This window comes from Pseudomonas sp. PSB11 (assembly GCF_014596605.1).
GTDB classification, from domain to species: domain Bacteria; phylum Pseudomonadota; class Gammaproteobacteria; order Pseudomonadales; family Pseudomonadaceae; genus Aquipseudomonas; species Aquipseudomonas umsongensis.
Genome location: NZ_NOIO01000023.1, coordinates 20901 through 47828 on the forward strand (window position 1 = coordinate 20901; position 26928 = coordinate 47828).

Consider the following 26928-nt stretch of genomic DNA (forward strand, 5'->3'; position numbering starts at 1 on the left):
TATAGCGGAAATTGCTCAAGGTTTAACCAGTTAATGTGCAGAAGGTTTTGCACGCACCAAAACAGGTCATTTATTGAAATAAGCGCCACATTGTAGGGCGATATTTTCCGCATTAAGGTGCTTAACCGCCTTACAAGCGTGAAATTGGGGCAAAAAACCCATGGTGGGGCACTGGCATGCAATTTGCTCCCTTGTGAGGCAGGTTGCCTTGGCAGAGTATTCGCGCCGGCATCACAAACATCTAAGGGCATCCACTACCAGCCCTAATCCACCCGGAGGACACTATGTCGAAGTCGGTTCAACTCATCAAAGATCATGACGTCAAGTGGATTGATCTGCGCTTCACAGACACCAAGGGCACTCAGCACCACGTGACCATGCCGGCTCGCGACGGTCTGGATGAAGACTTCTTCGAAGTCGGCAAGATGTTCGACGGCTCCTCCATCGCTGGCTGGAAAGGCATTGAAGCTTCCGACATGATCCTCATGCCGGACGACAGCACTGCCGTACTGGACCCGTTCACCGAAGAGCCAACCCTGATCCTGACCTGCGACATCGTCGATCCTTCGAGCATGCAAGGCTACGATCGCGACCCACGTGCGATCGCCAAGCGCGCTGAAGAACACCTGAAAGCCTCCGGCATTGGCGACACCGTATTCTGCGGCCCGGAGCCAGAGTTCTTCATCTTCGACCAGGTGAAGTTCAAGTCCGACATTTCCGGTTCCATGTTCAAGATCTACTCCGAACAAGGTTCGTGGATGTCTGACCAGGACATCGAAGGCGGTAACAAAGGTCACCGTCCAGGCGTCAAGGGCGGCTACTTCCCGGTTCCACCGTTCGACCACGACCACGAAATCCGTACCTCCATGTGCAACGCACTGGAAGAAATGGGCCTGACCGTCGAAGTTCACCACCACGAAGTGGCAACTGCCGGCCAGAACGAAATCGGCGTCAAGTTCAACACCCTGGTGAAGAAAGCCGACGAAACCCAAACCCTGAAGTACGTCGTGCACAACGTAGCCGATGCCTACGGCCGCACCGCTACCTTCATGCCTAAGCCCCTGTACGGCGACAACGGTTCGGGTATGCACGTTCACATGTCCATCTGGAAAGATGGCAAGAACACCTTCGCAGGCGAAGGTTATGCCGGCCTGTCCGATACCGCCCTGTACTTCATCGGCGGCATCATCAAGCACGGTAAGGCCCTGAACGGCTTCACCAACCCGGCGACCAACTCCTACAAGCGTCTGGTTCCAGGCTTCGAAGCTCCGGTCATGCTGGCCTACTCGGCCCGTAACCGTTCCGCCTCGATCCGTATTCCTTACGTGTCGAGCCCGAAAGCCCGCCGTATCGAAGCGCGTTTCCCGGATCCGGCTGCCAACCCATACCTGTGCTTCGCCGCACTGATGATGGCTGGCCTGGACGGCATCCAGAACAAGATCCACCCTGGCGACGCAGCTGACAAAAACCTGTACGACCTGCCGCCTGAAGAGGCGAAAGAGATCCCACAAGTTTGCGGCAGCCTGAAAGAAGCCCTGGAAGAGCTGGACAAAGGTCGTGCGTTCCTGACCAAAGGCGGGGTTTTCAGCGACGACTTCATCGACGCCTACATCGCCCTGAAAAGCGAAGAAGAAATCAAGGTTCGTACCTTCGTACACCCACTGGAATATGAGCTGTACTACAGCTGCTGATCCGGTAGCGCCTGCGCAAGCGGCGTGACAAAGAGGCCTCCTTCGGGAGGCCTTTTTTTGTAGGCAACTTCTCACGCAGGGAGTCCATGTTTCCCCGCGCATTCACGGCAACGTCCGGCTTAAAAAAATATCGGCTAACCGTAGCCTGTACCGTCTTGAACTCAAAGGACGGCAACATGAAACCTTCCGTGCTCACCCCCCTGTTTACCGCCCTCATCGCCCTTGCCCTACAGGGCTGTAGCAACTCAGCGTCCACAGCAGCGATCGAACGCAAAGTCCTGTTGCAAAGCAGCGCCTCCTGGGACAGCACGCCTTACACCCATTACCCTTACGCCGAACCACAACTTTCGGTGCTTAAATTGAAAATTCCGGCCAATACGCAACTTCCATGGCATCGCCACGCCATGCCAAATGCGGCGTATGTCCTCAGCGGGGAGCTGACGATAGAAAGCAAGGAAAGCGGCCAGGTTCGACGCGTCAAACAAGGCGAAGCGGTGGCCGAAATGGTCAATATCACCCACCGCGGAGTCACCGGCGAGGAACCGGTAGAACTTATCGTGTTCTATGCTGGGAGCGAGGGCATTCCTTTGTCAGAGTAATTTTTCGCTGCTTGCAGGGAGCCTGAATGCGACCATTCTTATTATTTCTGGGGCTTTTATCAGGCTTTCCTGCAACGGCCCAAATCTACAAATACACCGATGCTGCCGGCAACACGGCCTACAGCAATCAACCACCCAATGGTGTTAGCGCCCAGACGGTTGATCTACCCCCGCTTAACAGCGTCGATAGTCAACCGGCCAACGAACCTCCTGCGCCCGCCCCCATCGGCAACCCCGAGCAGATAAACAGCACCTACGAGATTCTTGAGCTGACTGGCCTGCCCAACGAAGGGGCCTTGCGCGCCAACAACGGCACCTTCACGGTCAACGTGCTGATCAAACCACGCCTGCAAGGCTCGCATCTGTTCAGGTTGTTACTGGACGAGCAACCCTATGGCCAACCAGGCAACGTTCCGAGTCTTCAACTGGTAAACATCGATCGCGGCCTGCACAGGCTCGCCGTTCAAGTGATCGACGGCGATACGGTGATACAACAAAGTCCCACCGTGACCTTTACCTTGCAGCGGGTGCACAAGCGTTGAAAGCCTGAGCGCGTTTCGCTTCTTTTAACCTCATACAGGATTACGCACTATATTGGTGCGATAGGTTGCACCGCGTTCCAATCACAGCCCATTTTGGTTCGAAACTTCCCGCGAAAGCTGGCAGAACGCCACGCAATCGAGCGTCAAACGCCTGTTTCAGGGGTTTAGCGCTTCTTTTCGGAGCCTTGGTTTGGTTTTTGCATTTTCCTCGCATCAGCTCTTTATTCATGCGCCAAAAGAGGTCCTGAATGACCATCAGCGACGCACTACACCGCTTGCTACTCGACAACCTGACCACCGCCACCATTCTGCTCAACGCCGAGTTGCGCCTTGAGTACATGAACCCCGCGGCGGAGATGCTCCTGGCCATCAGCGGCCAGCGCAGCCATGGGCAGTTCATCAGCGAGCTGTTTACCGAGTCCACCGAAGCGCTCAACTCTTTGCGCCAGGCGGTCCAGCAGGCGCACCCGTTCACAAAACGCGAAGCAATGCTCACCGCCCTCACCGGCCAGACCCTGACGGTCGATTACGCGGTAACACCGATCCTGAGCAATGGCGACACTCTGCTTCTGCTCGAAGTCCATCCCCGCGACCGCTTGCTGCGCATCACCAAGGAAGAGGCCCAGCTGTCGAAGCAGGAAACCAGCAAGATGCTGGTACGGGGCCTGGCCCATGAAATCAAGAATCCGCTGGGCGGTATTCGCGGCGCGGCACAGCTGCTGGCCCGCGAACTGCCGGAAGAAAGCCTGCGTGACTACACCAACGTCATCATCGAAGAGGCCGACCGCTTGCGCAATCTGGTCGATCGCATGCTCGGCTCGAACAAGCTGCCATCACTGGCCATGTGCAACATTCACGAAGTGCTGGAACGCGTCTGCCATTTGGTCGAGGCCGAGAGCCAGGGCTGCATCACGTTGGTGCGCGACTACGATCCGAGCATTCCGGACGTCCTGATCGATCGTGAACAAATGATCCAGGCCGTGCTGAACATCGTGCGCAATGCGATGCAGGCCATCAGCAGCCAGAATGAGCTGCGCCTGGGCCGCATCAGCCTGCGCACCCGCGCCATGCGCCAGTTCACCATTGGCCACGTGCGCCACCGCCTGGTGACCAAGATCGAAATCATCGACAACGGCCCGGGCATTCCTGCGGACCTTCAGGAAACCATCTTTTTCCCCATGGTCAGCGGCCGTCCGGACGGTACCGGGCTGGGCCTGGCCATTACCCAGAACATCATCAGCCAGCACCAGGGCTTGATCGAATGTGACAGCCACCCCGGCCACACCACATTCTCGATCTTTCTGCCACTGGAACAAGGAGCCACATCGACATGAGCCGTAGTGAAACCGTGTGGATCGTCGATGACGACCGTTCTATCCGTTGGGTCCTGGAAAAAGCCTTGCAGCAGGAAGGCATGACCACGCAAAGCTTCGACAGCGCCGATGGCGTGATGAGCCGACTGGCGCGCCAGCAGCCCGACGTGATCATCTCCGACATCCGCATGCCCGGCGCCAGCGGCCTGGACCTTCTGGCGCGGATTCGCGAGCAACACCCACGGCTGCCAGTGATCATCATGACCGCGCACTCCGATCTGGATAGCGCTGTCGCGTCCTATCAAGGCGGCGCGTTTGAATACCTGCCCAAGCCGTTCGATGTCGACGAAGCGGTTTCCCTGGTCAAGCGCGCCAACCAGCACGCTCAGGAACAACAAGGCCTGGAAGTCCCGGTCGCACTGACCCGCACCCCGGAAATCATCGGCGAAGCACCCGCGATGCAGGAAGTGTTTCGCGCCATCGGGCGCTTGAGCCACTCCAACATCACCGTGCTGATCAACGGCGAATCCGGCACCGGTAAAGAACTGGTGGCGCACGCCCTGCATCGCCACAGCCCGCGCGCCGCTTCGCCATTCATTGCACTGAACATGGCAGCGATCCCCAAGGACCTGATGGAATCCGAGTTGTTCGGCCATGAAAAAGGCGCGTTCACCGGCGCCGCCAACCTGCGCCGCGGGCGATTCGAACAGGCGGACGGTGGCACGCTGTTCCTCGATGAAATCGGCGACATGCCGGCCGACACCCAGACTCGTTTGCTGCGGGTCCTGGCCGATGGCGAGTTTTACCGCGTCGGTGGTCACGTCCCGGTCAAAGTCGATGTGCGGATCATCGCCGCCACGCACCAGAACCTGGAAACCCTGGTGAATGCCGGGAAATTCCGTGAAGACTTGTTCCACCGTCTCAACGTGATCCGCATCCACATACCGCGCCTGTCGGACCGACGCGAAGACATCCCGACCCTGGCCAAGCACTTCCTCAGCCGTGCAGCGCAGGAACTGGCGGTCGAGCCGAAGCTGCTGAAAAACGAAACCGAGGAGTATCTGAAAAACCTGCCATGGCCGGGCAACGTTCGCCAACTGGAGAACACTTGCCGCTGGATCACCGTGATGGCCTCGGGTCGCGAAGTCCATATCGGCGATCTGCCTCCGGAGTTGCTGAGCCTGCCGCAGGACTCGGCCCCGGTGACCAACTGGGAACAGGCGCTACGCCAGTGGGCCGACCAGGCACTGGCTCGCGGTCAATCCAGCCTGCTGGACAGCGCCGTACCGACTTTCGAGCGGATCATGATCGAAACTGCCCTCAAGCACACCGCCGGCCGCCGGCGCGATGCCGCTGTATTGCTGGGATGGGGGCGAAACACCCTGACTCGCAAGATCAAGGAATTGGGGATGAAGGTTGATGGTGGGGATGATGATGAGGGGGATGAAGCCTAAACAGCCTTAAAGGTATCGTCGCGCTTTAGATCCAATCGCGGGCAAGCCATATTTTTGTGGTTAGCACAGGATCCCTTGTGGGAGCGGGCTTGCTCGCGAAGGCGGTGTGTCAGTCGACTTCAATCTTGACTGACGCACCGCCTTCGCGAGCAAGCCCGCTCCCACATTTGAAGCTCAGTGCACCGCCGGAAGGCACCGTGAACCGCAATCGCGCACGGCAACGGCTCCGAAATCCTGCCTCCGTTCGTAATCGACCCCCTATTGAAGAAACATGAAAGCCCCGGATTACGGGGCTTTCAGCTTTACTACGCGACTTTCTGTTTCAACTTGTTAAAACCTGGCACGCCCCCTGCAATAGTCTCATCAGTGATGCAGATCACCACCCAGTTTCGGGGACCTTGGTACAGGCAGGCCGGGGATTCCCCTCTTTACACCGGGCTCATACCGCACAAGCGACGAGCCCCCAGTTTTGGGGTCCTTGGTACAGGCAGGCCGGGGATTCCCTCTTTACACCGGGCTCAAGCGCAATGCGCGAGCCCTCCCGTTTTGGGGACCTTGGTACAGGCAGGCCGGGGATTCCCTCTTTTATTGCTCCCGGAGATGGATCTCCAGCCGCCAGCGGTCATCGACCTCGCTACCGGCCCACTCACCCTGCAGGGGACGGGCCGCCACCAGCGTCAACAACAATCCCCCGTCACTCAAGCGCACCCGCCAGTTCACATCCTTGCCGTTGAGCTTGAGCTGGCCTTTTTGCGCCTTGCCTTGAGCTTCGAACAACAACGCAACACTGCCTTCCACGATCTCGCCGTGGGTCTTGGGCTCATTGTTGAACCACACCACCAACCCGTCGCTGGTCACTTCGATCTGTTGCAATTCGCTGGGGTCTGGAGTGGTCAGACGACCAATCATCAACCCCACCATTACCCCCACAATGGCCAGTGAAGCCATCACACGCGGGAATAGTTTCGAACGAGGGTCGGCTTGCGGCGTAGAATGCCGCTCATCTCTACCTTCGGAGCCGTGCATGTTTCACGTCATCCTTTTCCAACCAGAAATTCCGCCGAACACCGGCAACGTTATCAGGCTGTGCGCCAACAGTGGCTGCCACCTGCATTTGATCGAACCGCTGGGCTTTGAGATGGACGACAAGCGCCTGCGCCGGGCGGGCCTCGACTACCACGAGTATGCCACCTTGCAACGTCACGCGGACCTGGCCAGCTGCCTGGAAAGCCTCGGTCATCCGCGCTTGTTCGCCTTCACCACAAAGGGCTCGCGGCCGTTTCACGACGCCAGCTTCGCCCCTGGTGACGCCTTCCTGTTCGGTCCGGAAAGCCGCGGCCTGCCAGCCGAGGTGCTCGACGCTTTGCCCGCTGAACAACGCCTGCGCCTGCCGATGCGCGAAGGCTGTCGTAGCTTGAACCTGTCCAACACCGTGGCCGTCGCCGTGTACGAAGCCTGGCGGCAGAACGACTTCAAATAACACCACATAACAAATGTGGGAGCGGGCTTGCTCGCGAATGCGGTGTGTCAGTCGACTTCAATCTTGACTGATACACCGCATTCGCGAGCAAGCCCGCTCCCACATTGGACTTGCTTCGACACTCAGACCGCTTATTGAACGGTCGGAGTCTCGCCCGCCGCTTGCATGCGTTGCAGCTCTTGCGCGTACAAGGCATCGAAGTTCACCGGAGCCAGCATCAGGGCCGGGAACGAGCCGCGGGTCACCAGGCTGTCCAGCGCTTCGCGAGCGTACGGGAACAGGATGTTCGGGCAGAACGCGCCCAGGGTGTGACTCATCGAAGCGTCGTCCAGGTTCTTGATCAGGAAGATACCGGCCTGTTGCACTTCGGCGATGAATGCCACTTCTTCACCGTTCTTCACGGTGACCGACAGGGTCAGCACAACTTCATGGAAGTCGCCTTCCAGCGCCTTTTGACGGGTATTGAGATCCAGACCGACACTCGGTTCCCACTGCTGGCGGAAGATCGCCGGGCTTTTCGGGGCTTCGAAGGACAAGTCACGTACGTAGATGCGCTGCAAGGAGAATTGCGGTGCGGTTTCTTCTTCGCTAGCTGCAGTGTTCTGTTGGTCAGTCATCTCAGATCCTTTCTGATCTTGGGCTTTTATAGGGTATGGAATTCAGGCCTTGAGCAGTGCGTCGAGCTTGCCGGCGCGCTCCAGGGCAAACAAATCATCACAACCGCCAACGTGGGTGCTGCCGATCCAGATCTGCGGCACGGACGTACGCCCGGCCTTCTGAGCCATTGCGGCGCGCACCTGCGGCTTGCCATCGACCTTGATCTCTTCGAAGGCCACGCCTTTGTTCTCGAGCAGGTATTTGGCTCGGGAGCAATAAGGGCAGTAATCGCTGGAATAGACGACGACGTTGCTCATATCACTTCACCAGCGGCAGATTGTCGGCTTTCCAGCTGGAAACACCACCGGACAGTTTGGCAGCGGTGAAGCCAGCCTTTACCAGTTCGCGAGCGTGAGTCCCGGCCGTCTGGCCCATCGCATCGACCAGAATGATGGTCTTGGCCTTGTGCTTTTCCAGCTCGGCAACACGGGCAGCCAGTTTGTCGTGAGGAATGTTCAATGCACCAACAATGTGACCGGCGGCGAAATCCTTGGCAGGACGAATGTCGATTACCACGCCCGCGTCTTTGTTGACCAGGCCAGTCAATTCGCCAGTGCTCAGGCTACGACCGCCGCCCTGCATCTGATAGGCAATCAGCAACGCCAGCAGTACGACGAAGATACCGACGAGGATGTAGTGGTTAGTGGCAAATTCAATCAGGTGAGCAACCATCGAAGGAGGTTCCAGGGCGTTAAAATGTCGGCCAGTATACACAGCCACTATGGTGGGCCAAACCCCGTCCGGCGGTGACGTGGCCGGAACTTCGCTTTAAACTGCCACTCCCTTTTCCATCGCCCTCTTTTATCTCAGCCACGAGTGGACTCCATGACTACCACGCCTAAACCTTTGGTCCTGATTATTCTCGACGGCTTCGGTCACAGTGAGAGCCCTGAATCCAACGCCATCTTTGCGGCGAAGAAGCCCGTACTGGACCGTTTGTGGGCCACCGTGCCCAATGGCCTGATTTCAGGCAGCGGCATGGACGTCGGCCTGCCGGACGGCCAGATGGGCAACTCCGAAGTCGGCCACATGAACCTCGGTGCCGGCCGCGTGGTGTATCAGGACTTCACCCGTGTGACCAAATCGATCCGCGACGGCGAGTTCTTCGAGAACCCGACCATCTGTGCCGCGGTGGACAAAGCCGTCGCTGCCGGGAAGGCCGTGCACTTCATGGGCCTGCTGTCCGATGGCGGCGTGCACAGCCACCAGGATCACCTGGTCGCCATGGCCGAACTGGCCGCCAAGCGCGGCGCCGAGAAAATCTACCTGCACGCCTTCCTCGACGGCCGCGATACGCCGCCGAAAAGCGCGCAATCGTCGATCGAACTGCTGGACGCTACCTTCCAGGCCCTGGGTAAAGGCCGTATCGCCAGCCTCATCGGTCGTTATTTCGCCATGGATCGCGACAACCGTTGGGACCGTGTCTCCCAGGCCTACAACCTGATCGTCGAAGGCCAGGGCGAATTCAACGCCGCCACCGCTCAGGAAGGCCTGCAAGCGGCTTACGAGCGCGGCGAAAGCGATGAATTCGTCAAGGCCACTTCCATTGGCGAGCCGGTGAAAGTCGAAGACGGCGACGCCGTGGTGTTCATGAACTTCCGCGCCGATCGCGCCCGCGAGCTGACCCGCGTTTTCGTCGAGGACGACTTCAAGGAATTTGCACGTAGCCGTCAGCCAAAACTGGCCGGTTTCGTCATGCTGACCCAATACGCCGCGAGCATTCCCGCACCTTCGGCCTTTGCCGCCGGCAGCCTGGAAAACGTGCTGGGCGACTACCTGGCGAAAAACGGCAAGACCCAGCTGCGTATCGCCGAAACCGAGAAGTACGCCCACGTGACCTTCTTCTTCTCTGGCGGTCGAGAAGAACCGTTCCCGGGCGAAGAACGCATCCTGATCCCGTCGCCCAAAGTCGCCACCTATGACTTGCAGCCGGAAATGAGCGCGCCTGAAGTCACCGACCGCATCGTCGACGCCATCGAAAACCAGCGTTACGACGTGATCGTGGTCAACTACGCCAACGGCGACATGGTCGGCCACAGCGGCGTGTTTGAGGCAGCGGTCAAGGCTGTTGAGTGCCTTGACCAGTGCGTCGGCCGCATCGTCGATGCCCTGGAAAAAGTCGGCGGCGAAGCGCTGATCACCGCAGACCATGGCAACGTCGAGCAGATGTCCGACGAAACCACCGGCCAGGCCCACACCGCGCACACCACCGAACCGGTGCCGTTCATCTATGTCGGCAAGCGTGACCTGAAGGTTCGCGAAGGCGGCGTGCTGGCAGATGTGGCGCCAACCATGCTGAAGCTGTTGGGCCTGGAGAAGCCGGCGGAAATGACCGGTACTTCAATTCTGGTGTAACCGGGATATCCCAAACACCGAAAAACCCTGTGGGAGCGGGCTTGCCCGCGATGGCGTCGTGAAATTCAACATCAATGTTGAATGACAGAGTGCAATCGCGAGCAAGCGCGCTCCCACAGTGGTTTATGGTGTTTTCGAAATGGAATTCAGTCTGGCACTTGCTCCAGTCATCACACAGTCAGAAATGGGCATTTTTTTTGCTGCTCATGGCGGGCATACTAGGACGTCCCTTTCTTTGGTGTCGCCCGCCTCTATGCTTCGCGTCCTGATAGCCCTCGCCCTGACATGCCTGCTCCAGCCGGCCTTCGCCGATGAGCGCGCGCAAACCCAGCAACAGTTGGACGCCACGCGTCAGGACATTGCCGAGTTGAAAAAACTGCTGGGCAAGCTGCAGGAAGAAAAGTCCGGCGTGCAGAAAGACCTCAAGGGCACTGAAACCGAGATGGGCAAGCTCGAGAAGCAGGTCGACGCCCTGCAAAAAGAGCTGAAGAAAAGCGAAACCGAGTTGCAACGACTCGATGCAGAGAAAAAAAAACTCCAGAGCGCGCGCACTGAACAACAGCGACTGATTGCCATCCAGGCCCGCGCGGCTTATCAAAACGGCCGGCAGGAATACTTGAAACTGCTGCTCAACCAGCAGAACCCAGAGAAGTTCGCCCGCACGCTCACCTATTACGACTACCTGAGCCAGGCTCGCCTGGAGCAGTTGAAGAATTTCAACGAAACCCTGCGCCAGCTCGCCAATGTCGAAAAAGACATCGGCCTGCAGCAGGCGCAATTGCTGGTGCAGCAAAGCAGCCTGGAAACCCAGCGTGGCGAGCTCGAGAAAGTACGTCAGGAGCGCCAGCAAGTCCTGGCCAGGCTCAACGATGACGTGAAGGCTCGCGACCAGAAACTGGCAGCCCGTGAGCAGGATCAGGCAGACCTGTCTAAAGTCCTTAAAACCATTGAGGAAACCTTGGCCCGCCAGGCTCGTGAGGCAGAAGAGGCGCGACAAAAAGCGCTGATCGCCCAGCAGGAAGCCGAAAAAAAGCGTTTACGTGAGGCCCAGGCGCTGGCAGATGCCAACGACGATGCCCCACGCAAACCGGTTAAATCGACACCCGGCCCACTGGTTTCCAGTTCCGGCGAAACCTTTGGCGGCGCATTTGCTTCAACTCGCGGCAAACTTCCATGGCCTGTCGATGGTCGACTGTTGGCGCGCTTCGGTGAAAGCCGTGGCGACGACGCCCGGACCAAGTGGGACGGCGTAATGATCAGCGCTTCTGCAGGCAGTGCGGTGCATGCGGTGCATGGCGGTCGAGTGGTGTTCGCCGACTGGCTGCGCGGCGCCGGGCTGCTGGTGATTCTCGACCACGGCAACGGTTTCCTGAGTCTTTATGGTCACAACCAGACGTTGCTCAAGTCTGCAGGTGACGTGGTAAAAGCCGGTGAATCCATCTCCACTGTCGGTAACAGTGGCGGGCAGGACACACCAGCGCTGTACTTTGCTATTCGTCAGCAGGGTCACCCGAGTGATCCGGCGCAATGGTGCCGCGCGCAAGGATAGGCGCTGAGTCACCTACATTAGGAGTTCGTTCGACATGCTGCATTTGTCCCGCCTTACCTCGCTGGCCCTGGCGATCGCCCTGGTGATCGGCGCGCCTCTGGCGTTTGCCGCTCAACCGGCCCCGGCAGTCGCGCCTGCGGGCACTGCCGCGACCACCAAGGCGCCACTGCCGCTGGAAGAGTTGCGCACCTTTGCCGAGGTCATGGATCGGATCAAGGCCGCGTATGTCGAACCGGTAGACGACAAGACCCTGCTGGAAAACGCGATCAAGGGCATGCTCAGCAACCTTGACCCGCACTCCGCCTACCTGGGACCTGAAGACTTCGCTGAACTGCAGGAAAGCACCAGTGGCGAATTCGGCGGCCTGGGCATCGAAGTCGGCGCCGAGGACGGCTTCATCAAAGTGGTGTCGCCAATCGATGACACACCGGCCTCCAAGGCTGGCATCCAGGCGGGCGACTTCATCGTCAAGATCAACGGCCAACCCACCCGCGGACAGAGCATGACCGAAGCCGTGGACAAGATGCGCGGCAAGATCGGCCAGAAAATCACCCTGACCCTGGTACGTGACGGCGGCACGCCGTTCGATGTGACCCTCGCCCGCGCCATCATTCAGGTGAAGAGCGTGAAGAGCCAGCTGCTCGAATCCGGCTATGGCTACATCCGCATCACCCAATTCCAGGTCAAGACCGGCGAAGAAGTGTCCAAGGCCCTGGCGAAGCTGCGCAAAGACAACGGCAAGAAACTCAAGGGCATCATCCTCGACCTGCGCAACAACCCGGGCGGCGTACTGCAATCGGCGGTCGAAGTGGTCGACCATTTCATCACCAAGGGCCTGATCGTCTACACCAAGGGTCGCATCGCCAACTCCGAACTGCGTTTCTCTGCCACCGGCAAGGACGAAAGCGAAGCCGTGCCAATGGTCGCGCTGATCAATGGCGGCAGCGCCTCGGCCTCGGAAATCGTCGCCGGCGCCCTGCAAGACCAGAAGCGCGCGGTGATCATGGGCACGCCGAGTTTCGGCAAAGGCTCGGTGCAAACCGTGCTGCCACTGAACAACGACCGTGCCCTGAAGATCACCACGGCGCTGTACTACACGCCAAACGGCCGCTCGATCCAGGCCCAGGGCATCGTCCCGGACATCGAAGTGCGCAAGGCCAAGATCACCAACGAGCAAGACGGCGACTACTTCAAGGAAGCCGACCTGCAAGGTCACTTGGGCAACGGCAACGGTGGCGCCGACAAACCGAGCAGTTCCGGCGGCAAGGCCAAGCCGATGCCGCAGGACGACGATTACCAACTGGCCCAGGCCCTGAGCCTGCTCAAAGGGCTGAGCATCACATCCGGCCGCTGAGATGCTAGCGCGGGTAGTCCTGGGGCTGTTGTGTTGCCTGGCGGGTGTTATTCACGCTGCGCCCGCCCCTCAAAAGGCTTACATCAGCCTGATCATCGATGACCTGGGGCAAAACCTGCCCCGGGATCGCCAGGTGCTGGCCCTTCCGGGGCCGGTGACGGCGGCGATCATGCCTGATACCCCTCACGCCACCGAATTCGCCCGCGAAGCCCATCGTGCCGGTAAAATCGTCATCCTGCACATGCCCATGGACCCGGCCACCGGTCCGTTCGCCTGGCATCCCGACTTGCCTGTCGAAGAGCTCGAGAAACGCCTGAACGCAGCGCTCAAGGTCGTACCCTACACCGCCGGCATCAACAACCACATGGGCAGCCGCATGACTGCCCAGCGACCGGCCATGGCCTGGTTGATGGCTGACCTGCAGCGTCGGCACAAGCTCTTCTTGGACAGTCGCACCAGTGCGCAGACCGTGGCGGCGGCCGAAGCGCAAAAGATTGGATTGGCGAGTATTTCGCGTGATGTGTTTCTGGATGATGAGCGCACTGAAGCGGCAATTTTCACCCAATTGCAGACAGCAATCAGCCTTGCGCAAAAGCAGGGTTCGGCGGTGATGATCGGGCATCCGTATCCGCAGACGCTGGCGGTACTGGAGCGTGAACTGCCCAAGCTCAAGGCTCAGGGCATCGAGTGGATTGATATCAAGCAGATGGTCAGTGTGCGCGGCAATCAGGCGACGCCTGCACATGGCAAAAACGGACGCTATCTCAACGCCTCAGCCTTCTGAACACCTTCGATGCCACACCGCCGCTGCCCTTCTTTCACAGCGGCCCAGGCATATTCTCTAGTGCACCTGCCCGTCGAGCGACGTCAGCCGGCAGGAACTCCTATCACACAAAGCTCCAGTTATTTATCACGTCCTATAAATAATTACCGCCAGCTGCCTCGCCCCTGCCCGGATAGTGAGACCTGAACAGATCGCGGCTCCCCCGAGCCCTTTGAACTCTCAGGATTGACTATGAACACGAATGGCAATGTGGCCTTACCCACCCGACAGATGACTTCAATAAAATTCAAGAACCTGCTGATCAACTTTACGACGGAATTCCACAGCATCACTTCCACGCAGACCTCGGCTTCGAACCCTGGCAATTTTTGGCGTCCCGCGCCGGCACCTGACGTACTGCCTGGATTTTTTCCGCTGGGCGATGTAATCGCGTCCGAGGACGGCGACATCAACGGCAAAAGAGTGGTAGCGGTTGTCTGTGAGGGCGACCTGCAGAGTGGCGATTCTGCGCAAACCAAAGCACTCAGTCCGCCGGACGACTATGAGCAACTCTGGAGAGATTCAAACTCAAAACAGGGCGGTGCAATGTGGCGACCTATCGCCCCTGATGGATATATTGCACTGGGCGTGGTGTGCAGCCGTGGCGACGAAAAACCACCACTTCATGCAGTACGCTGTGTGCGGGCTGATCTGGTCATTTCTTCGCGCGTAGGCAATTCGATCTGGAACAATTGGGACAGTGGCGCAGAGGAGAGCTTTAGTGCCTATCAAGTAGAGCCTCCGGTTCCTGCAGCAGGAGAAATCTATTTTGCACCAGGCACCTTTATCGGCTTCAAGAAAGACAACCAATCTTCCATACTCGTTGAAGCTTTTTCATTGCGTATGGAGATACCCCTCAAGATCAATCCGGCGCCAACGCCGCCAGTGCTTTCGGGATTCGAATCACCCTCGTCTCTAGAACCCTCCCAAGCCACTCAAATTGCCACGATTCCCTGGTTCGCGGTCAAAGACATCGCACTGCGCCCCATCGATCAATTTCGAACATCACCTTACTACTACCTGAACAGAACGGACCATTACGTACTGATCGGGCACAGCCATAACACGGGTGACGAGGAAAGTGCGTTCAAATGGACAGCGGGACGAGTGCTGGTCAGCAACGTCTTGCAGATTTTCATACGCGAAACATCCATCCAGGTCCAAACCGAATGGACTAGCGGCACTTCAGACGCTGGTCAGCCTGTAAATTTCTCGGCCAAACTAAGCGAGAGTTTTATTCACAATGAAACGTCGTCCAGTGGATGGAGCAATTCCAAAACCGAAACGGTCGAGGCCATCGTTCCACCAAACAAGATGGTGGCTGTTTATCAGTTGCAGAGCCATTACGACCTGCTACGCGAAGATGGCACTGAAGCGGCAGTCAATTTTTCTTATGCCGACAGGGGCCGTTTCCATTTCACCGAATACCCACCTGGAGGTAACGCACCGTTGGTTGCCCCTCAACCGCCGACCGACTCGACAGCGATTACAGATACCGCCCCATGATCTCGTCGACCATGCCATCTTTGCGTAGCTGATCCAGCGCAGCCTGCAACTTGGCCACGGTTTCGTCCGGCACGTTTTTGTTCAGCGCCAGGTACAGTTCAGCGCTGTTGAAACGCAACACGGTCTTCAGCCCGTTTACCCCGTCCTGGCGCGCCAGATAGCGCCCGGCCGGGTCGCCGGTGGCCCACAGGTCGATCTGTCCGCTGACCAGCTTCTTCGCATTATCCTGATCACGTAGCACCACGATGGGCTTCAGGCCCTGCTTGGCGAGCGTCTCGGCAATCGCATCGCCCTTGTACGCGCCAATCCTGTACTTGCGCGCGTCCTCCAGGCTCTCGAGGGAGATTTTGCTGTCAGCCTTGGCCAGCATGATCCAGTCATCCGGACCGATCGGCCCGACCCACTTGAAAAGCCGCTCGCGGTCCGGCAAACGGGCCATTACGAATGCTCCGTAACCGGGGTTTTCCAGCGCGAGTTTGTAGACTCGCTCCCAGGGGAAACGCAGGGTCAGGCTATAGGTGACGTTGGCGCGCTTGAACATCTCGCGAACGATGTCCACGGCGATACCATTGATGTTCTCGTCCTGAGCGAAGTTCTTGCCGTTCTTGGCCATGTTGTAGGGCGGGAAGTTTTCCGTCAGCAACACCAGTTCCGTGGTGGAGCTGTCGGCGGCGCGTGCGCTACTGATGAGCAACAAGGAAGCGCTGGCGAGAACAAGAAGAATGCGTTTAAACATGTCTGGCTACCGAAATCCATGGCGTACTCAAGAGTGCCCTGAGCCCGCCATGATGTCCACTGGCCTGTACCGGTTTGTTCAGCGCATCACAATACCGCGGTGGGCCATATAGGCCTTGGCTTCTTGAACGGTGTATTCACCGAAGTGGAAAATACTCGCTGCCAACACTGCACTGGCGTGGCCCTCGAGAATGCCGTCGGCCAGGTGCTGCAGGTTGCCGACACCACCGGAAGCGATCACCGGAATGCCCAATGCATCGCTGATGGCGCGGGTGACACCCAGGTCGAAGCCGTTTTTCATGCCGTCCTGGTCCATGCTGGTCAAGAGGATCTCACCGGCACCCAGGCCTTCCATCTTCTTCGCCCATTCGACCGCGTCGAGCCCGGTTGGCTTGCGCCCGCCGTGGGTGAAGATTTCCCAGCGCGGGGTTTCGCCAGGTCCCGAGACCTTCTTCGCATCAATGGCAACCACGATGCATTGCGAACCGAAGTGCTGCGCCGCTTCACCGACGAATTCCGGGTTGAACACGGCAGCGGTGTTGATCGAGACCTTGTCCGCACCGGCATTCAGCAAGTTGCGAATATCCTGCACGGTGCGCACGCCACCGCCCACGGTCAGCGGGATAAACACCTGGCTGGCCATGCGCTCGACGGTATGCAGCGTAGTGTCGCGACCGTCGACGCTGGCAGTGATGTCGAGGAAAGTAATCTCGTCGGCACCCTGCTCGTCATAACGACGGGCGATCTCCACCGGGTCGCCCGCGTCACGGATGTTCTCGAACTTCACACCTTTGACGACCCGGCCGTTGTCCACGTCCAGGCAAGGGATGATGCGTTTGGCCAGCGCCATGGTCAGTCCTCAGCCTTTGTACGAATCGCAGAAAGCTTGCGCTTCCGCGACGTCGAGGGTGCCTTCATAAATCGCGCGACCGGTGATCGCACCGATGATGCCCGGCGCCTTGGCGTCAAGCAGGGTCTTGATGTCACCCAGGTTGTGGATGCCGCCGGAAGCGATCACCGGGATCTTCGTGGCAGCCGCCAGCGCAGCGGTGAACGGCACGTTGCAACCCTGCATCATGCCGTCTTTGGCGATGTCGGTATAAACGATGGCGGACACGCCGTCGGCTTCAAATTGCTTGGCCAGGTCGATCACCTGGATGGTGCTGATTTCAGCCCAGCCATCGGTAGCGACGAAACCGTCCTTGGCGTCCAGGCCGACAATGACCTTGCCCGGGAACGCGCGGCAGGCTTCGGCAACGAAGGCCGGGTCTTTCACGGCCTTGGTGCCGATGATCACGTAGCTCACGCCCGCTTTCACGTAGTGTTCGATGGTTTCCAGGGAACGGATGCCACCGCCGATCTGGATCGGCAGGTTCGGGTAGCGCTTGGCAATCGCGGTGACCACTTCGCCGTTGACCGGCTGGCCTTCGAACGCACCGTTCAGGTCGACCAGATGCAGACGACGGCAACCGCCCTCCACCCACTTGGCAGCCATGCTCACCGGGTCATCGGAGAACACTGTGGAATCTTCCATGCGGCCCTGGCGCAGACGAACACAGGCACCGTCTTTAAGATCGATAGCGGGAATAATCAGCATCTGGCAAACCTTCAAATTTGAATGTTCAGCTTGGCTCGGAAATCAGTTTTTCTCGAGCGCCCACAGGTCGCTTTCGATGCTTTCGAACCTCTCCTTGAGGTGCGCCTGCACATCGAATATCGCCCTGTTGTAATAGTGCGGAGCAATTTCGCGGGTAAACAGCTCAAGGATTTCGGCCGCTTCGAACGAACCCAGGTCCAGTTCGAAGCGATCCTCCATGAAGCGCTTGATCTTGTGATTGGCCTCACTCTCCTGTTCAGGAGTGAGGGTCAGGATCGGCGGCTTCTTCTTGACCGCCATTACCAGCGACCGTCCCACGCGGCGAAGTTCTGCAGCAACTGCAGGCCATGGGTATGGCTTTTCTCCGGGTGGAACTGCACGGCGAAACGCGAGCCTTCGGCCAGTGCTGCGGCAAAGTCGACCCCGTAATGACCGCCACCGACCACCTGCCGCGCATTACCGGCGGCGATGTAGTAGCTGTGCACGAAGTAAAACCGCGCCATGTCTGGAATATCGTGCCACAGCGGGTGACTCACCTTCTGCTTTACTTCGTTCCAGCCCATGTGCGGGACTTTCAGGTGTTCGCCATCCTCGACAAGATCCTTGCCGAAGAACTTCACCTGGCCCGGGAACAGGCCGATGCAGTCGACGCCGTCGTTCTCTTCGCTGTGCTCGAGCAAGGCCTGCATGCCAACGCAGATGCCGAGGAACGGACGATCCTGGCTGACTTCACGTACCAGTGAATCGAAACCCAGTCGACGGATCTCCGCCATGCAGTCGCGGATCGCGCCAACACCGGGGAAAACCACCCGGTCGGCTTCGCGAATCACGTTCGCATCGCTGGTGATCAGGACCTTGCCAGCCCCCACGTGCTCGAGGGCCTTGGCCACCGAGTGCAGGTTGCCCATGCCGTAATCGATAACCGCGACCGTCTGCATTACAGGACGCCCTTGGTCGATGGCATTTGCCCGGCCATGCGGTCATCGAGTTCCACGGCCATGCGCAGGGCGCGACCGAAAGCCTTGAACACGGTTTCGATCTGGTGGTGGGTGTTGTGCCCACGCAGATTGTCGATGTGCAAGGTAACGTTGGCGTGGTTGACGAAGCCCTGGAAAAACTCCTGGAACAGGTCAACATCGAAACCGCCGACGGTGGCGCGGGTATACGGCACATGCATCTGCAGGCCTGGGCGGCCGGAGAAGTCAATTACCACGCGCGACAGCGCTTCATCGAGCGGCACGTAGGCGTGGCCGTAGCGACGGATGCCTTTCTTGTCGCCGATGGCTTTGGTGAATGCCTGACCCAGGGTGATACCGACATCTTCCACCGTGTGGTGGTCATCGATATGCAGGTCGCCTTTGCTGACGATATCCAGGTCGATCAGCCCGTGACGGGCGATCTGGTCCAGCATGTGCTCAAGAAAAGGTACACCGATATCAAATCGGGCCTTTCCGGTGCCATCCAGGTTGATCGAGGCTTTGATCTGGGTTTCCAGAGTGTCGCGCTCGACTGACGCCATACGTTCGGCCATCACCAGCTCCGCAAAATCATTGGGCGAAAAAGGCAACCATTATAGGGGCGCGGGCGCGAAACAGAAACACGGGAGGTGATATCGCTGACGGAGTGAATCCCCGGTCGTCGGGGATAGACATGTCCATACAAGCCATTTCAAGCACCACAAAACAAATGTGGGAGCGGGCTTGCTCGCGAACGGGGCTGCACATGCAACATATTTGTTGACTGTCAGACCGCATTCGCGAGCAGGCTCGCTCCCACAGGGTTTGGTGTTGGCCTGAAGATGTCAGGCCAGACCCTCAGCCTCTTAGTGGAACAGTACCGCTGTTTTTTGCAGCGTCACCCACACACCCCACGCCAATGGAATACCCACCGCCAGCCAGGCAGCCACCGCCAGTGGCTTGGTGCCCGCCGCCGCTTTCCACTCCAGCACGGTGCTGCTGTCAGCCCCTTTGTCGTGACCCAGCGCCTGTTCGGCAGCCAGTTCAGCGTCGGTCATGAAGTACTTGTCGGCCACCGGACGTACCAGCAGGTTGCAGATAAAGCCCAGTACCAGCAGGCCCGCCAGGATGTACAAGGTGATGTCATATGCCGCTGCACGCTCGACGCCGATGCTCAGCTGATATTCACGCAGGTAGTTCACCAGCACCGGCCCCAACACGCCCGCCGCCGCCCACGCCGTCAGCAGGCGACCATGGATAGCACCGACCATTTGCGTGCCGAACAGGTCAGCCAGGTAAGCAGGGACCGTGGCAAAACCACCGCCGTACATCGACAGGATGATGCAGAACGCTGCCACGAACAGCGCGACACTGCCCAGATGCCCAAGGTTCGGGATCAGTCCGTACAAAGCAAAGCCCAGGGCGAAGAACACGAAGTACGTATTTTTGCGGCCCAGGTAATCCGAAAACGAAGCCCAGAAGAAACGCCCGCCGATATTGAACAGGCTCAGCAAACCGGTAAAACCTGCAGCGATGGCGGCGATCGAAGCCAGTTGCGAGGCGTCCAGTTGACCAAATGTCAGGTCATTGCCCAGCAACTTGCCGGCAAAAACCTCCTGCAACAGTGGCGATGCCATGCCGAGGATGCCGATACCGGCGGATACGTTCAGGCACAACACCAGCCATACCAGGCGAAATTGTGGCGTCTTCCACGCCACGTTAACGTGCACGTGACGGTGGGTGATCATCGCGTTCGAGGCTTTTTTCGCAGGTGCCGTCCAGCCTTCAGGCTTCCAGCCGGTAGGCGGCACTCGATACGACAGCGCGCCGCCGATCATGAACACGAAATAAATCGCCGCCATGACCAGGAAGCTTTGCCACACGCCGACACTGGTAGGCGAGGCAAAATGACTCATCAACGCCGCCGCCAAGGGCGCACCGACCATTGCACCCCCGCCGAAACCCATGATCGCCATGCCGGTCGCCATGCCGCGCTTGTCCGGGAACCACTTGATCAAGGTCGACACCGGCGAGATGTAGCCCAGGCCCAGGCCGATACCGCCAATGACCCCGGAGCCGATCCACATCAGCCAGATCTGGTGGGTATAGACCCCCAGCGCAGAAATCAGCAGACCGCCGCACCAGCACAGCGCCGAGACGACACCCGCCTTGCGTGGGCCGGCATGCTCCAGCCAGCCACCCCAGATGGCGGCCGAGCAACCCAGGAAGATGAAGAACAGGGTGTAGATCCAGCCGAGCATCGAAATCGGCCAGTCGCATTGCGAAGAAAACACTTGAGCGATGAAGCTCATGTCGGGCGCACAAGCCACTGGCGCGGTGATGCCCAGCGCTTTGGACAGCGGCAACCAGAATACCGAAAAGCCATACGCCATGCCGATACACAGATGGATAGCCAGTGCGGCCGGTGGCACCAGCCATCGGTTGAAACCGGGCCTGGCGATAATGCGCTCCTTGGAAAGGAACGCGGGCTGGCCGGCTTGAAGGCCGTCTGCCGTGATGCTCGTGGTCATTGTTTATCCCCCAATTGTCAGTAGTGTTCGCCAACCACTCTTCACCCCCAGCCTTAATGCACGCAGACATGACCGTTTTTTAGGGAAAGGCTCGTTTTTCCTGCGACATCACGTCGCAGAGGGGCGGACGAACCGGTGCAGGGTAGCATTTGCCAGTGACCGAAAAACCAAACTGACATCACGTTTTCGAAGTTGTCCGTTTTCGTACCACTGAAGGAACCTCCCTCGCGATCATTGTCGAACTGATCAACCACTTCTTCTGCGGTACAGATCCTGATTACACGCAGGAAAAATCACTTTTTGCCTGGCTGCTCGACGCTCTGTCCTAGTGATCTGCCCGGTCGGGCGCTGCGGAGCGCTATACTCCCCGGCTAAATTTCGAATTCGACTAACTACAAGGACTCGCCCATGAAAGCGTTCGGCAAAATCCTGGGTCTGGTACTTCTCGGGCTGTTGCTGATCGTAGTGGCGCTGGGCTTTGCCCTGACCCACCTCTTCGATCCCAACGACTACAAAGACGAGATACGCCAGATTGCCCGCGACAAGGCCCACATCGAGCTGACGCTCAATGGCGATATCGGCTGGAGCCTGTTCCCTTGGCTGGGCCTGGAACTGCACGATGCGGCGGTCGCTACCCTGGCCAAGCCCGCCGAGCCGTTCGCCGACCTGCAGATGCTCGGCCTGTCGGTCCGCGTGCTGCCATTGCTGCGCCGTGAGGTGCAGATGAGCGATGTGCGCGTCGAAGGTCTGAACCTGCGCCTGAACCGCGACAAAGATGGCCACGGCAACTGGGAAGACATCGGCAAGGTGCCCAAGCCTGCAACCACGGCCACGCCTGCCGATGCCCCCAGCGAAGCTGAGCAGCCAACCACCGCCCAGGTGGAAAAACCGGCACAGCCCATTCGCCTGGACATCGACAGCCTGACCGTCAACAACGCCCGCGTGGAATACAGCGACGAAAAAACCGGCAAGCAATTCAGCGCCGAAAGCATCCAGCTCAGTACCGGCCCGGTGCACGACTCCACCAATATCCCGGTCAAGCTCACCGCGTTCCTGGGCACCAACCAGCCGGTCCTGCGGGTGCGCACCGAGCTCAACGGCGAATTGCGTTTCGAACGCGCGCTGCAGCGCTACAAGCTCGAAGACATGAAGCTGTCCGGTGAAGTCGCCGGCGATCCGCTGCAAGGCAAGACCGTGACTTTCGCGGCGCAAGGCCAGCTGTTGCTGGACAAGGCCGCCAACGTCGCCGAATGGACCGGGATCAAGGTCTCCGCCAACCAACTGCGAGCGTTGGGCGAGCTGAAGGTCAATGACCTCGATAAAACCCCGCAGGTTAACGGCGGCTTGTCGATTGCCCAGTTCGACCTGGCGAAATTCGTCGACAGCATCGGCCAGAAACTCCCGGCGATGGCCGAAGGTAGCCTGAGCAAGGTCGAACTGGCCACGCGCCTGACCGGCACGCCCTCCAGCCTCACGCTCGATGACATCAACCTGAAAGTCGACGACAGCACCTTCACCGGGCGCATCGCTGTCGAGGATTTCGCCAGGCAGTCCCTGCGTGCGACCCTCAAGGCGGACACCTTCAACGTCGACCGTTACCTGGCGCCGAAGTCGGCCGAGGCCAACAGCGCCAAGCAAGTGCGTCAGGCCGAAGTCGCCAGCACCGAAGCTGATGCCATGGCCGGGGCCGGCAGCACACCCCTGCCGCAATCCCCAACCAAAGAAGCCTGGAGCAACGAGCGCCTGCTGCCGGTGGAACGCCTGAGCAAGCTGGATGTAGACGCCGACCTGACCTTCGGCCAGTTGACCCTGGAAAAACTGCCGATTCAAAACGCCGTGCTCAAGGCCAACGGCCAGGGCGGACTGTTGACGCTGAGCAGCCTGCGCGGTGACCTGTACGAGGGCAACTTCGAAGCCAAAGGCACCCTCGACGTGCGCCAGCAGGCACCCGTGTTGAACTTGCAGACGCAGATCAGCCGGGTGCCAGCGGAAAAAATCCTCGAAAGCCAGGGCAAGGAGCCGCCGGTCAAAGGCCTGGTTACACTCAACAGCACCCTCACCGGTAGCGGCAACAGCCAGAAAGCGCTGATAGAGACCCTTAACGGCAACGCCAGTTTCGTCATCAACAATGGCGTGCTGCTCAATGCCAACCTCGAACAACAGCTGTGCAAAGGCATCGCCACGCTCAACCGCAAGTCCCTCAGCGGCGAGCCACGGGGCAAGGACACACCGTTCCAGGAGCTCAAGGGCACCCTGACCTTTAGAAACGGTGTCGCGAACAACCCGGACCTGAAAGTGCGCATCCCCGGCATGACCGTCAACGGCGATGGCGATATCGACCTGCGCGTACTGGGCATGGATTACCGCGTGGGCATCATTGTCGAAGGCGACAAGAGCGACATGCCGGACCCGGCCTGCCAGGTCGGCGAGAAATTTGTCGGCATCCAGTGGCCGTTGCGTTGCCGCGGCCCACTGGAGCTCGGCGCCAAGGCCTGCCGCCTGGACAACGAGCGCATGGGCCAGGTCGCGAGCAAACTGGCGGGCGAGCGCATCAGCGAAAAAATCGACGAAAAGTTGGGCGACAAGGTCAGCCCGGAACTCAAGGACGCACTCAAGGGGCTGTTCAAGCGATGAGAGCCGAGCAGTTTTCATTGGCGGTGCTGGAATGGTTCGACCGCCACGGCCGCCACGATTTGCCCTGGCAACAGGGCATCACCCCTTATCGGGTGTGGGTCTCGGAAATCATGCTGCAACAAACCCAGGTCAGCACCGTGTTGAACTACTTTGACCGGTTCATGGCCTCGCTGCCGACGGTCGAAGCCCTGGCGGCGGCGCCCGAGGACGAAGTGCTGCACCTGTGGACGGGCCTGGGGTACTACACCCGCGCGCGTAATCTGCAGAAGACCGCGAAGATCGTCGTCGAGCAGTACGGCGGTGAATTCCCACGGGACGTGGAAAAACTCACCGACCTGCCCGGCATCGGCCTGTCCACGGCGGGCGCGATCGCCAGTATCAGCATGGGCCTGCGCGCGCCGATCCTCGATGGCAATGTCAAACGCGTGCTGGCGCGCTTTACCGCACAAGAGGGTTACCCGGGCGAGCCGAAGGTCGCCAAACAGCTCTGGGCGAACGCTGAGCGCTTTACGCCGCACGATCGGGTGAACGCCTACACCCAGGCGATGATGGACCTTGGCGCCACGCTCTGCACCCGCAGCAAGCCGAGTTGCCTGCTCTGCCCGCTGGAAAAGGGCTGTGAAGCGCACATGCTCGGCCTGGAAACCCGCTACCCGATTCCCAAGCCACGCAAAGCCATCCCGCAGAAACGCACGCTGATGCCGATGCTTGCCAATGCCGAAGGTGCGATCCTGCTTTACCGTCGACCTTCCACGGGCTTGTGGGGCGGCTTGTGGAGCTTGCCGGAACTCGATGACCTCGACGACCTGCAACACCTCGCCTCGCAGCACTCGCTGGAGTTGGGCAACCCGCAGGCACTGCCGAACCTGGTGCACACCTTCAGCCATTTCCAGTTATCCATCGAACCCTGGCTGGTTCAGGTCCAGGAGGCTGGCCAGCACGTGGCCGAGGCCGACTGGCTCTGGTATAACCTCGCCACCCCGCCGCGCCTGGGCCTTGCCGCCCCGGTCAAGACCTTGCTCGAACGCGCGGCCGCCGTATTGAACGCAGGAGAGTCGTCATGACCCGCACCATCATGTGCCGCAAGTACAAAGAAGAATTGCCCGCCCTGGAGCGCGCTCCATTCCCGGGTGCCAAAGGCCAGGACATTCTTGACCACGTCTCGGCCAAGGCCTGGGCCGATTGGCAAAAACACCAAACGCTGCTGATCAACGAAAAACGCCTGAACATGATGAACGCCGAAGACCGCAAATATCTTCAGGGCGAGATGGACAAGTACTTCTCCGGTGAGGATTACGCCAAGGCCGAAGGCTACGTTCCGCCTGCCGAGTAAGCCCGTGGAATCGGGGGGTCGGATCGTAAGCGACGGTAATAGTTAAATTTTTTTGATAACTTGCTTGACGACCCTCTGAAAAACCCGTTTAATGCGCCCCGTTGCCCAGATAGCTCAGTCGGTAGAGCAGGGGATTGAAAATCCCCGTGTCGGCGGTTCGATTCCGTCTCTGGGCACCACCTTTCGTTTTCAGGTGATGCCAAGCACACCTGGAAGCACACAAAAAACCCGCCTAGTGCGGGTTTTTTGCTTTTCAGGGTTTGTACCCTTGCATGCCCCCCGTGAAAGCTTGGCAAGCGATCACAAGGGGCGGCTGGAGTAGCCCGGCCTCAGCAGTCCGCTCACTCCGCCATCTGCAACTCCGGCAGCTTCATCCGGAACCCACGCGTAACGCCCATCAGACAAAGTAACCCTAACCCCATCCAGCCAAGACCAATCATGAACGACATGCTGGACAGACTGGTCCACAGCCAAATGGTGCTGAGGAAGCCCAGGGCCGGCACCAGGCCGTAGATCAGGCAATTGCGCAGGCCGCGCAGCTTCTGGTCGACGAGGTAATGCTTGATCACCGCCAGGTTCACCGCCGAGAACGCGAAGAGCGCGCCGAAGCTGATCATGTTGGCCACGGTATCCAGGGTGATGAACAGGGCAATCAGCGAAAACAGGCTGACCAGCATGATCGCCGTGGCCGGCACCCGCTTCTTCGAGACCAGCCTGCCGAACACCCGCGGCAGCGCACCGTCGCGCCCCATGGCGAACAGCACCCGGGAGACGCTGGCCTGGGAGACCATCGCCGAGGCAAAACACCCAGCCACGTAGGTGGCGGTAAAGGCGGTCACCAACAGCTCACCCCCCACGCGGCGCATGACGTCCAGCGACGCCGAGTCCGGGTCGGCAAAGGTGTTCCATTGCGGATACACCATTTGCGCGAAATACGAAACAAGGACAAACAGCAGGCCGCCGAGCAGGCTCACCACCATGATGGCGAGGGGGATGAGACGCCGCGGGTTGGGCGTCTCCTCGGCCATGGTCGACACGGCGTCGAAGCCGAGGAAGGACAGACACAGGACTGCTGCGCCGGTCATGATCAGCGGAACACTGAAGCCCTCGTGGTGGAAGGGTGCGAGCAACGAAACCGGCTCCGACTGATCCCCCAGGTTATGGATCGACAACGCCACGAACACAACGATGAAGACCAACTGGACAACGACGAGCAGCAAGTTGACCCGGGTGATGGATTCGATACCGATCAGGTTGAGGAAGGTCACCAGGGCAATGGAGCCAACCACCCACACCGCCGCGGGAACAGCGGGGAAGTATTCGGACATGTAGATGCCGATCAGCAGATAACTGAGCAGCGGCAGGAAGATATAGTCCAGCAACAAGGTCCAGCCGGCCATGAAGCCAAAGTAGCTACCGAAGGCCTTACGCGTATAGGAGTACACCGATCCCGAATACGGATGTGCCTGCACCATGCGTCCGTAGCTGTAGGCAGTCAGCAGCATGGCGGCAAGGGTCAGCAGGTAGGCGGTAGGCAAGTGGCCCTTGGTCATCTGGGTCACCAGGCCATAGGTGGTGAACACCGCCAGTGGGACCATGTACGCCAGGCCGAAGAGGACCAGCGCGGTAAGACCCAGGGATTGTCGAAACCTGCCAGGCGAAACCGATTCCGATGGGGTGTGATGGGAAGGAGTGTCGGCCACGCTTGTTATTGTATTCATTGCTGACTCCTGAAAATTTGAATGCAGGACGCTGCGGTATCCGAAGAACGGTTACCGTTAGTGAATGATCTGCTGAAGGGTGGGCTGCCCGATTTCCG

Annotated in this window: 26 protein-coding genes and 1 tRNA gene; 15 read left to right on the forward strand and 12 right to left on the reverse strand. The window is 59.2% G+C overall.

All coding sequences use genetic code 11. From position 1 onward, the window contains the following. The first annotated feature begins 284 nt into the window (after nt 1-284). From glnA to ntrC, 5 genes are all read left to right on the forward strand, one after another. Nucleotides 285-1691, forward strand: a complete 1407-nt coding sequence (gene glnA, locus CGA21_RS22540; protein WP_020797428.1) for a type I glutamate--ammonia ligase — start codon at nt 285-287, stop codon at nt 1689-1691. Between the two features lie 176 nt (nt 1692-1867). Then, a complete protein-coding gene (locus CGA21_RS22545; protein ID WP_188265078.1) occupies nt 1868-2290 on the forward strand; it encodes a cupin domain-containing protein in 423 nt (140 codons plus the stop codon). 26 nt (nt 2291-2316) lie between these two features. After that, entirely contained in the window at nt 2317-2832 is a 516-nt protein-coding gene (locus tag CGA21_RS22550; protein WP_188265079.1) for a DUF4124 domain-containing protein, read from the forward strand. Nucleotides 2833-3080: 248 nt separating this feature from the next. After that, nucleotides 3081-4166, forward strand: coding sequence for a nitrogen regulation protein NR(II) (gene glnL / locus CGA21_RS22555; protein ID WP_020797424.1), 1086 nt, complete (start codon nt 3081-3083; stop codon nt 4164-4166). Further along, on the forward strand, nt 4163-5599 hold the full coding sequence (ntrC, locus tag CGA21_RS22560) for a nitrogen regulation protein NR(I) (RefSeq protein ID WP_188265080.1): 1437 nt from the start codon (nt 4163-4165) through the stop codon (nt 5597-5599). Before glnL ends, ntrC begins: the two co-directional genes overlap by 4 nt. A gap of 585 nt (nt 5600-6184) precedes the next feature. Here ntrC and CGA21_RS22565 read toward each other — a convergent pair. Continuing rightward, on the reverse strand, nt 6185-6625 hold the full coding sequence (locus CGA21_RS22565) for a hypothetical protein (protein WP_033044422.1): 441 nt from the start codon (nt 6623-6625) through the stop codon (nt 6185-6187). Here CGA21_RS22565 and trmL point away from each other — a divergent pair. Continuing rightward, the gene (gene trmL, locus CGA21_RS22570) at nt 6624-7079 is read left to right on the forward strand and encodes a tRNA (uridine(34)/cytosine(34)/5-carboxymethylaminomethyluridine(34)-2'-O)-methyltransferase TrmL (RefSeq protein ID WP_110751963.1); all 456 of its coding nucleotides are present in this window, start codon (nt 6624-6626) and stop codon (nt 7077-7079) included. The genes CGA21_RS22565 and trmL overlap by 2 nt on opposite strands. A gap of 131 nt (nt 7080-7210) precedes the next feature. Here trmL and secB read toward each other — a convergent pair whose 3' ends face one another. Genes secB through CGA21_RS22585 form a run of 3 tightly spaced genes read right to left on the reverse strand, consistent with a single transcriptional unit; the run spans nt 7211 to nt 8408 of the window. Continuing rightward, complete coding sequence (gene secB / locus CGA21_RS22575; protein WP_008058540.1) at nt 7211-7696, reverse strand: protein-export chaperone SecB; 486 nt, start codon at nt 7694-7696, stop codon at nt 7211-7213. Between the two features lie 42 nt (nt 7697-7738). Continuing rightward, on the reverse strand, nt 7739-7993 hold the full coding sequence (grxC, locus tag CGA21_RS22580) for a glutaredoxin 3 (protein WP_008058538.1): 255 nt from the start codon (nt 7991-7993) through the stop codon (nt 7739-7741). A 1-nt stretch (nt 7994) separates the two neighbouring features. Then, the gene (locus tag CGA21_RS22585; protein WP_110751961.1) at nt 7995-8408 is read right to left on the reverse strand and encodes a rhodanese-like domain-containing protein; all 414 of its coding nucleotides are present in this window, start codon (nt 8406-8408) and stop codon (nt 7995-7997) included. A gap of 153 nt (nt 8409-8561) precedes the next feature. On the opposite strand from CGA21_RS22585, the gene gpmI reads away from it, so the two are divergent. From gpmI to CGA21_RS22610, 5 genes are all read left to right on the forward strand, one after another. Next, complete coding sequence (gpmI, locus tag CGA21_RS22590; RefSeq protein ID WP_110751959.1) at nt 8562-10091, forward strand: 2,3-bisphosphoglycerate-independent phosphoglycerate mutase; 1530 nt, start codon at nt 8562-8564, stop codon at nt 10089-10091. A 253-nt stretch (nt 10092-10344) separates the two neighbouring features. Further along, nucleotides 10345-11640, forward strand: a complete 1296-nt coding sequence (locus CGA21_RS22595; protein WP_110751957.1) for a murein hydrolase activator EnvC family protein — start codon at nt 10345-10347, stop codon at nt 11638-11640. A gap of 34 nt (nt 11641-11674) precedes the next feature. Continuing rightward, a complete protein-coding gene (locus CGA21_RS22600; protein WP_110751955.1) occupies nt 11675-12994 on the forward strand; it encodes a S41 family peptidase in 1320 nt (439 codons plus the stop codon). 1 nt (nt 12995) lies between these two features. Next, nucleotides 12996-13778, forward strand: coding sequence for a divergent polysaccharide deacetylase family protein (locus CGA21_RS22605; RefSeq protein WP_188265081.1), 783 nt, complete (start codon nt 12996-12998; stop codon nt 13776-13778). Nucleotides 13779-14009: 231 nt separating this feature from the next. Then, a complete protein-coding gene (locus tag CGA21_RS22610) occupies nt 14010-15323 on the forward strand; it encodes a Vps62-related protein (protein WP_188265082.1) in 1314 nt (437 codons plus the stop codon). Here the strand turns inward: CGA21_RS22610 and CGA21_RS22615 are convergent. The 7 genes from CGA21_RS22615 to CGA21_RS22645 all read right to left on the reverse strand — a co-directional run bounded on the left by CGA21_RS22615 (nt 15304) and on the right by CGA21_RS22645 (nt 21142). Further along, nucleotides 15304-16059, reverse strand: coding sequence for a substrate-binding periplasmic protein (locus CGA21_RS22615; protein ID WP_110751949.1), 756 nt, complete (start codon nt 16057-16059; stop codon nt 15304-15306). The genes CGA21_RS22610 and CGA21_RS22615 overlap by 20 nt on opposite strands. A gap of 78 nt (nt 16060-16137) precedes the next feature. Next, the gene (hisF, locus tag CGA21_RS22620) at nt 16138-16908 is read right to left on the reverse strand and encodes an imidazole glycerol phosphate synthase subunit HisF (protein ID WP_007897430.1); all 771 of its coding nucleotides are present in this window, start codon (nt 16906-16908) and stop codon (nt 16138-16140) included. A 9-nt stretch (nt 16909-16917) separates the two neighbouring features. Next, nucleotides 16918-17655 carry a 1-(5-phosphoribosyl)-5-[(5-phosphoribosylamino)methylideneamino]imidazole-4-carboxamide isomerase gene (gene hisA, locus CGA21_RS22625; RefSeq protein ID WP_007972753.1) on the reverse strand — a complete coding sequence of 246 codons (738 nt, stop codon included), beginning with the start codon at nt 17653-17655 and terminating at the stop codon, nt 16918-16920. A gap of 42 nt (nt 17656-17697) precedes the next feature. Further along, nucleotides 17698-17955, reverse strand: coding sequence for a DUF2164 domain-containing protein (locus CGA21_RS22630; protein ID WP_020795737.1), 258 nt, complete (start codon nt 17953-17955; stop codon nt 17698-17700). Further along, nucleotides 17955-18593 (reverse strand): imidazole glycerol phosphate synthase subunit HisH, encoded by a 639-nt coding sequence (gene hisH, locus CGA21_RS22635; RefSeq protein ID WP_020795738.1) that lies wholly within the window; start codon nt 18591-18593, stop codon nt 17955-17957. The genes CGA21_RS22630 and hisH overlap by 1 nt, the downstream gene beginning before the upstream one ends. After that, nucleotides 18593-19186 (reverse strand): imidazoleglycerol-phosphate dehydratase HisB, encoded by a 594-nt coding sequence (gene hisB / locus CGA21_RS22640; RefSeq protein WP_007939452.1) that lies wholly within the window; start codon nt 19184-19186, stop codon nt 18593-18595. Before hisB ends, hisH begins: the two co-directional genes overlap by 1 nt. Nucleotides 19187-19477: 291 nt before the next feature. Further along, the gene (locus CGA21_RS22645) at nt 19478-21142 is read right to left on the reverse strand and encodes an OFA family MFS transporter (protein ID WP_110751947.1); all 1665 of its coding nucleotides are present in this window, start codon (nt 21140-21142) and stop codon (nt 19478-19480) included. Nucleotides 21143-21550: 408 nt separating this feature from the next. On the opposite strand from CGA21_RS22645, the gene CGA21_RS22650 reads away from it, so the two are divergent. The 4 genes from CGA21_RS22650 (at nt 21551) to CGA21_RS22665 (ending at nt 25288) form a co-directional block, all read left to right on the forward strand. Next, on the forward strand, nt 21551-23776 hold the full coding sequence (locus CGA21_RS22650) for an AsmA family protein (RefSeq protein WP_188265083.1): 2226 nt from the start codon (nt 21551-21553) through the stop codon (nt 23774-23776). Further along, nucleotides 23773-24840, forward strand: a complete 1068-nt coding sequence (gene mutY, locus CGA21_RS22655; RefSeq protein ID WP_033043801.1) for an A/G-specific adenine glycosylase — start codon at nt 23773-23775, stop codon at nt 24838-24840. The genes CGA21_RS22650 and mutY overlap by 4 nt, the downstream gene beginning before the upstream one ends. Beyond that, entirely contained in the window at nt 24837-25109 is a 273-nt protein-coding gene (locus CGA21_RS22660) for an oxidative damage protection protein (protein ID WP_033043799.1), read from the forward strand. Before mutY ends, CGA21_RS22660 begins: the two co-directional genes overlap by 4 nt. A 103-nt stretch (nt 25110-25212) precedes the next feature. After that, nucleotides 25213-25288 (forward strand) — tRNA-Phe (locus CGA21_RS22665). 162 nt (nt 25289-25450) lie between these two features. On the opposite strand, the gene CGA21_RS22670 is transcribed toward CGA21_RS22665, so the two are convergent. Beyond that, nucleotides 25451-26830 carry an APC family permease gene (locus CGA21_RS22670; protein WP_110751943.1) on the reverse strand — a complete coding sequence of 460 codons (1380 nt, stop codon included), beginning with the start codon at nt 26828-26830 and terminating at the stop codon, nt 25451-25453. Nucleotides 26831-26928 lie beyond the last annotated feature (98 nt).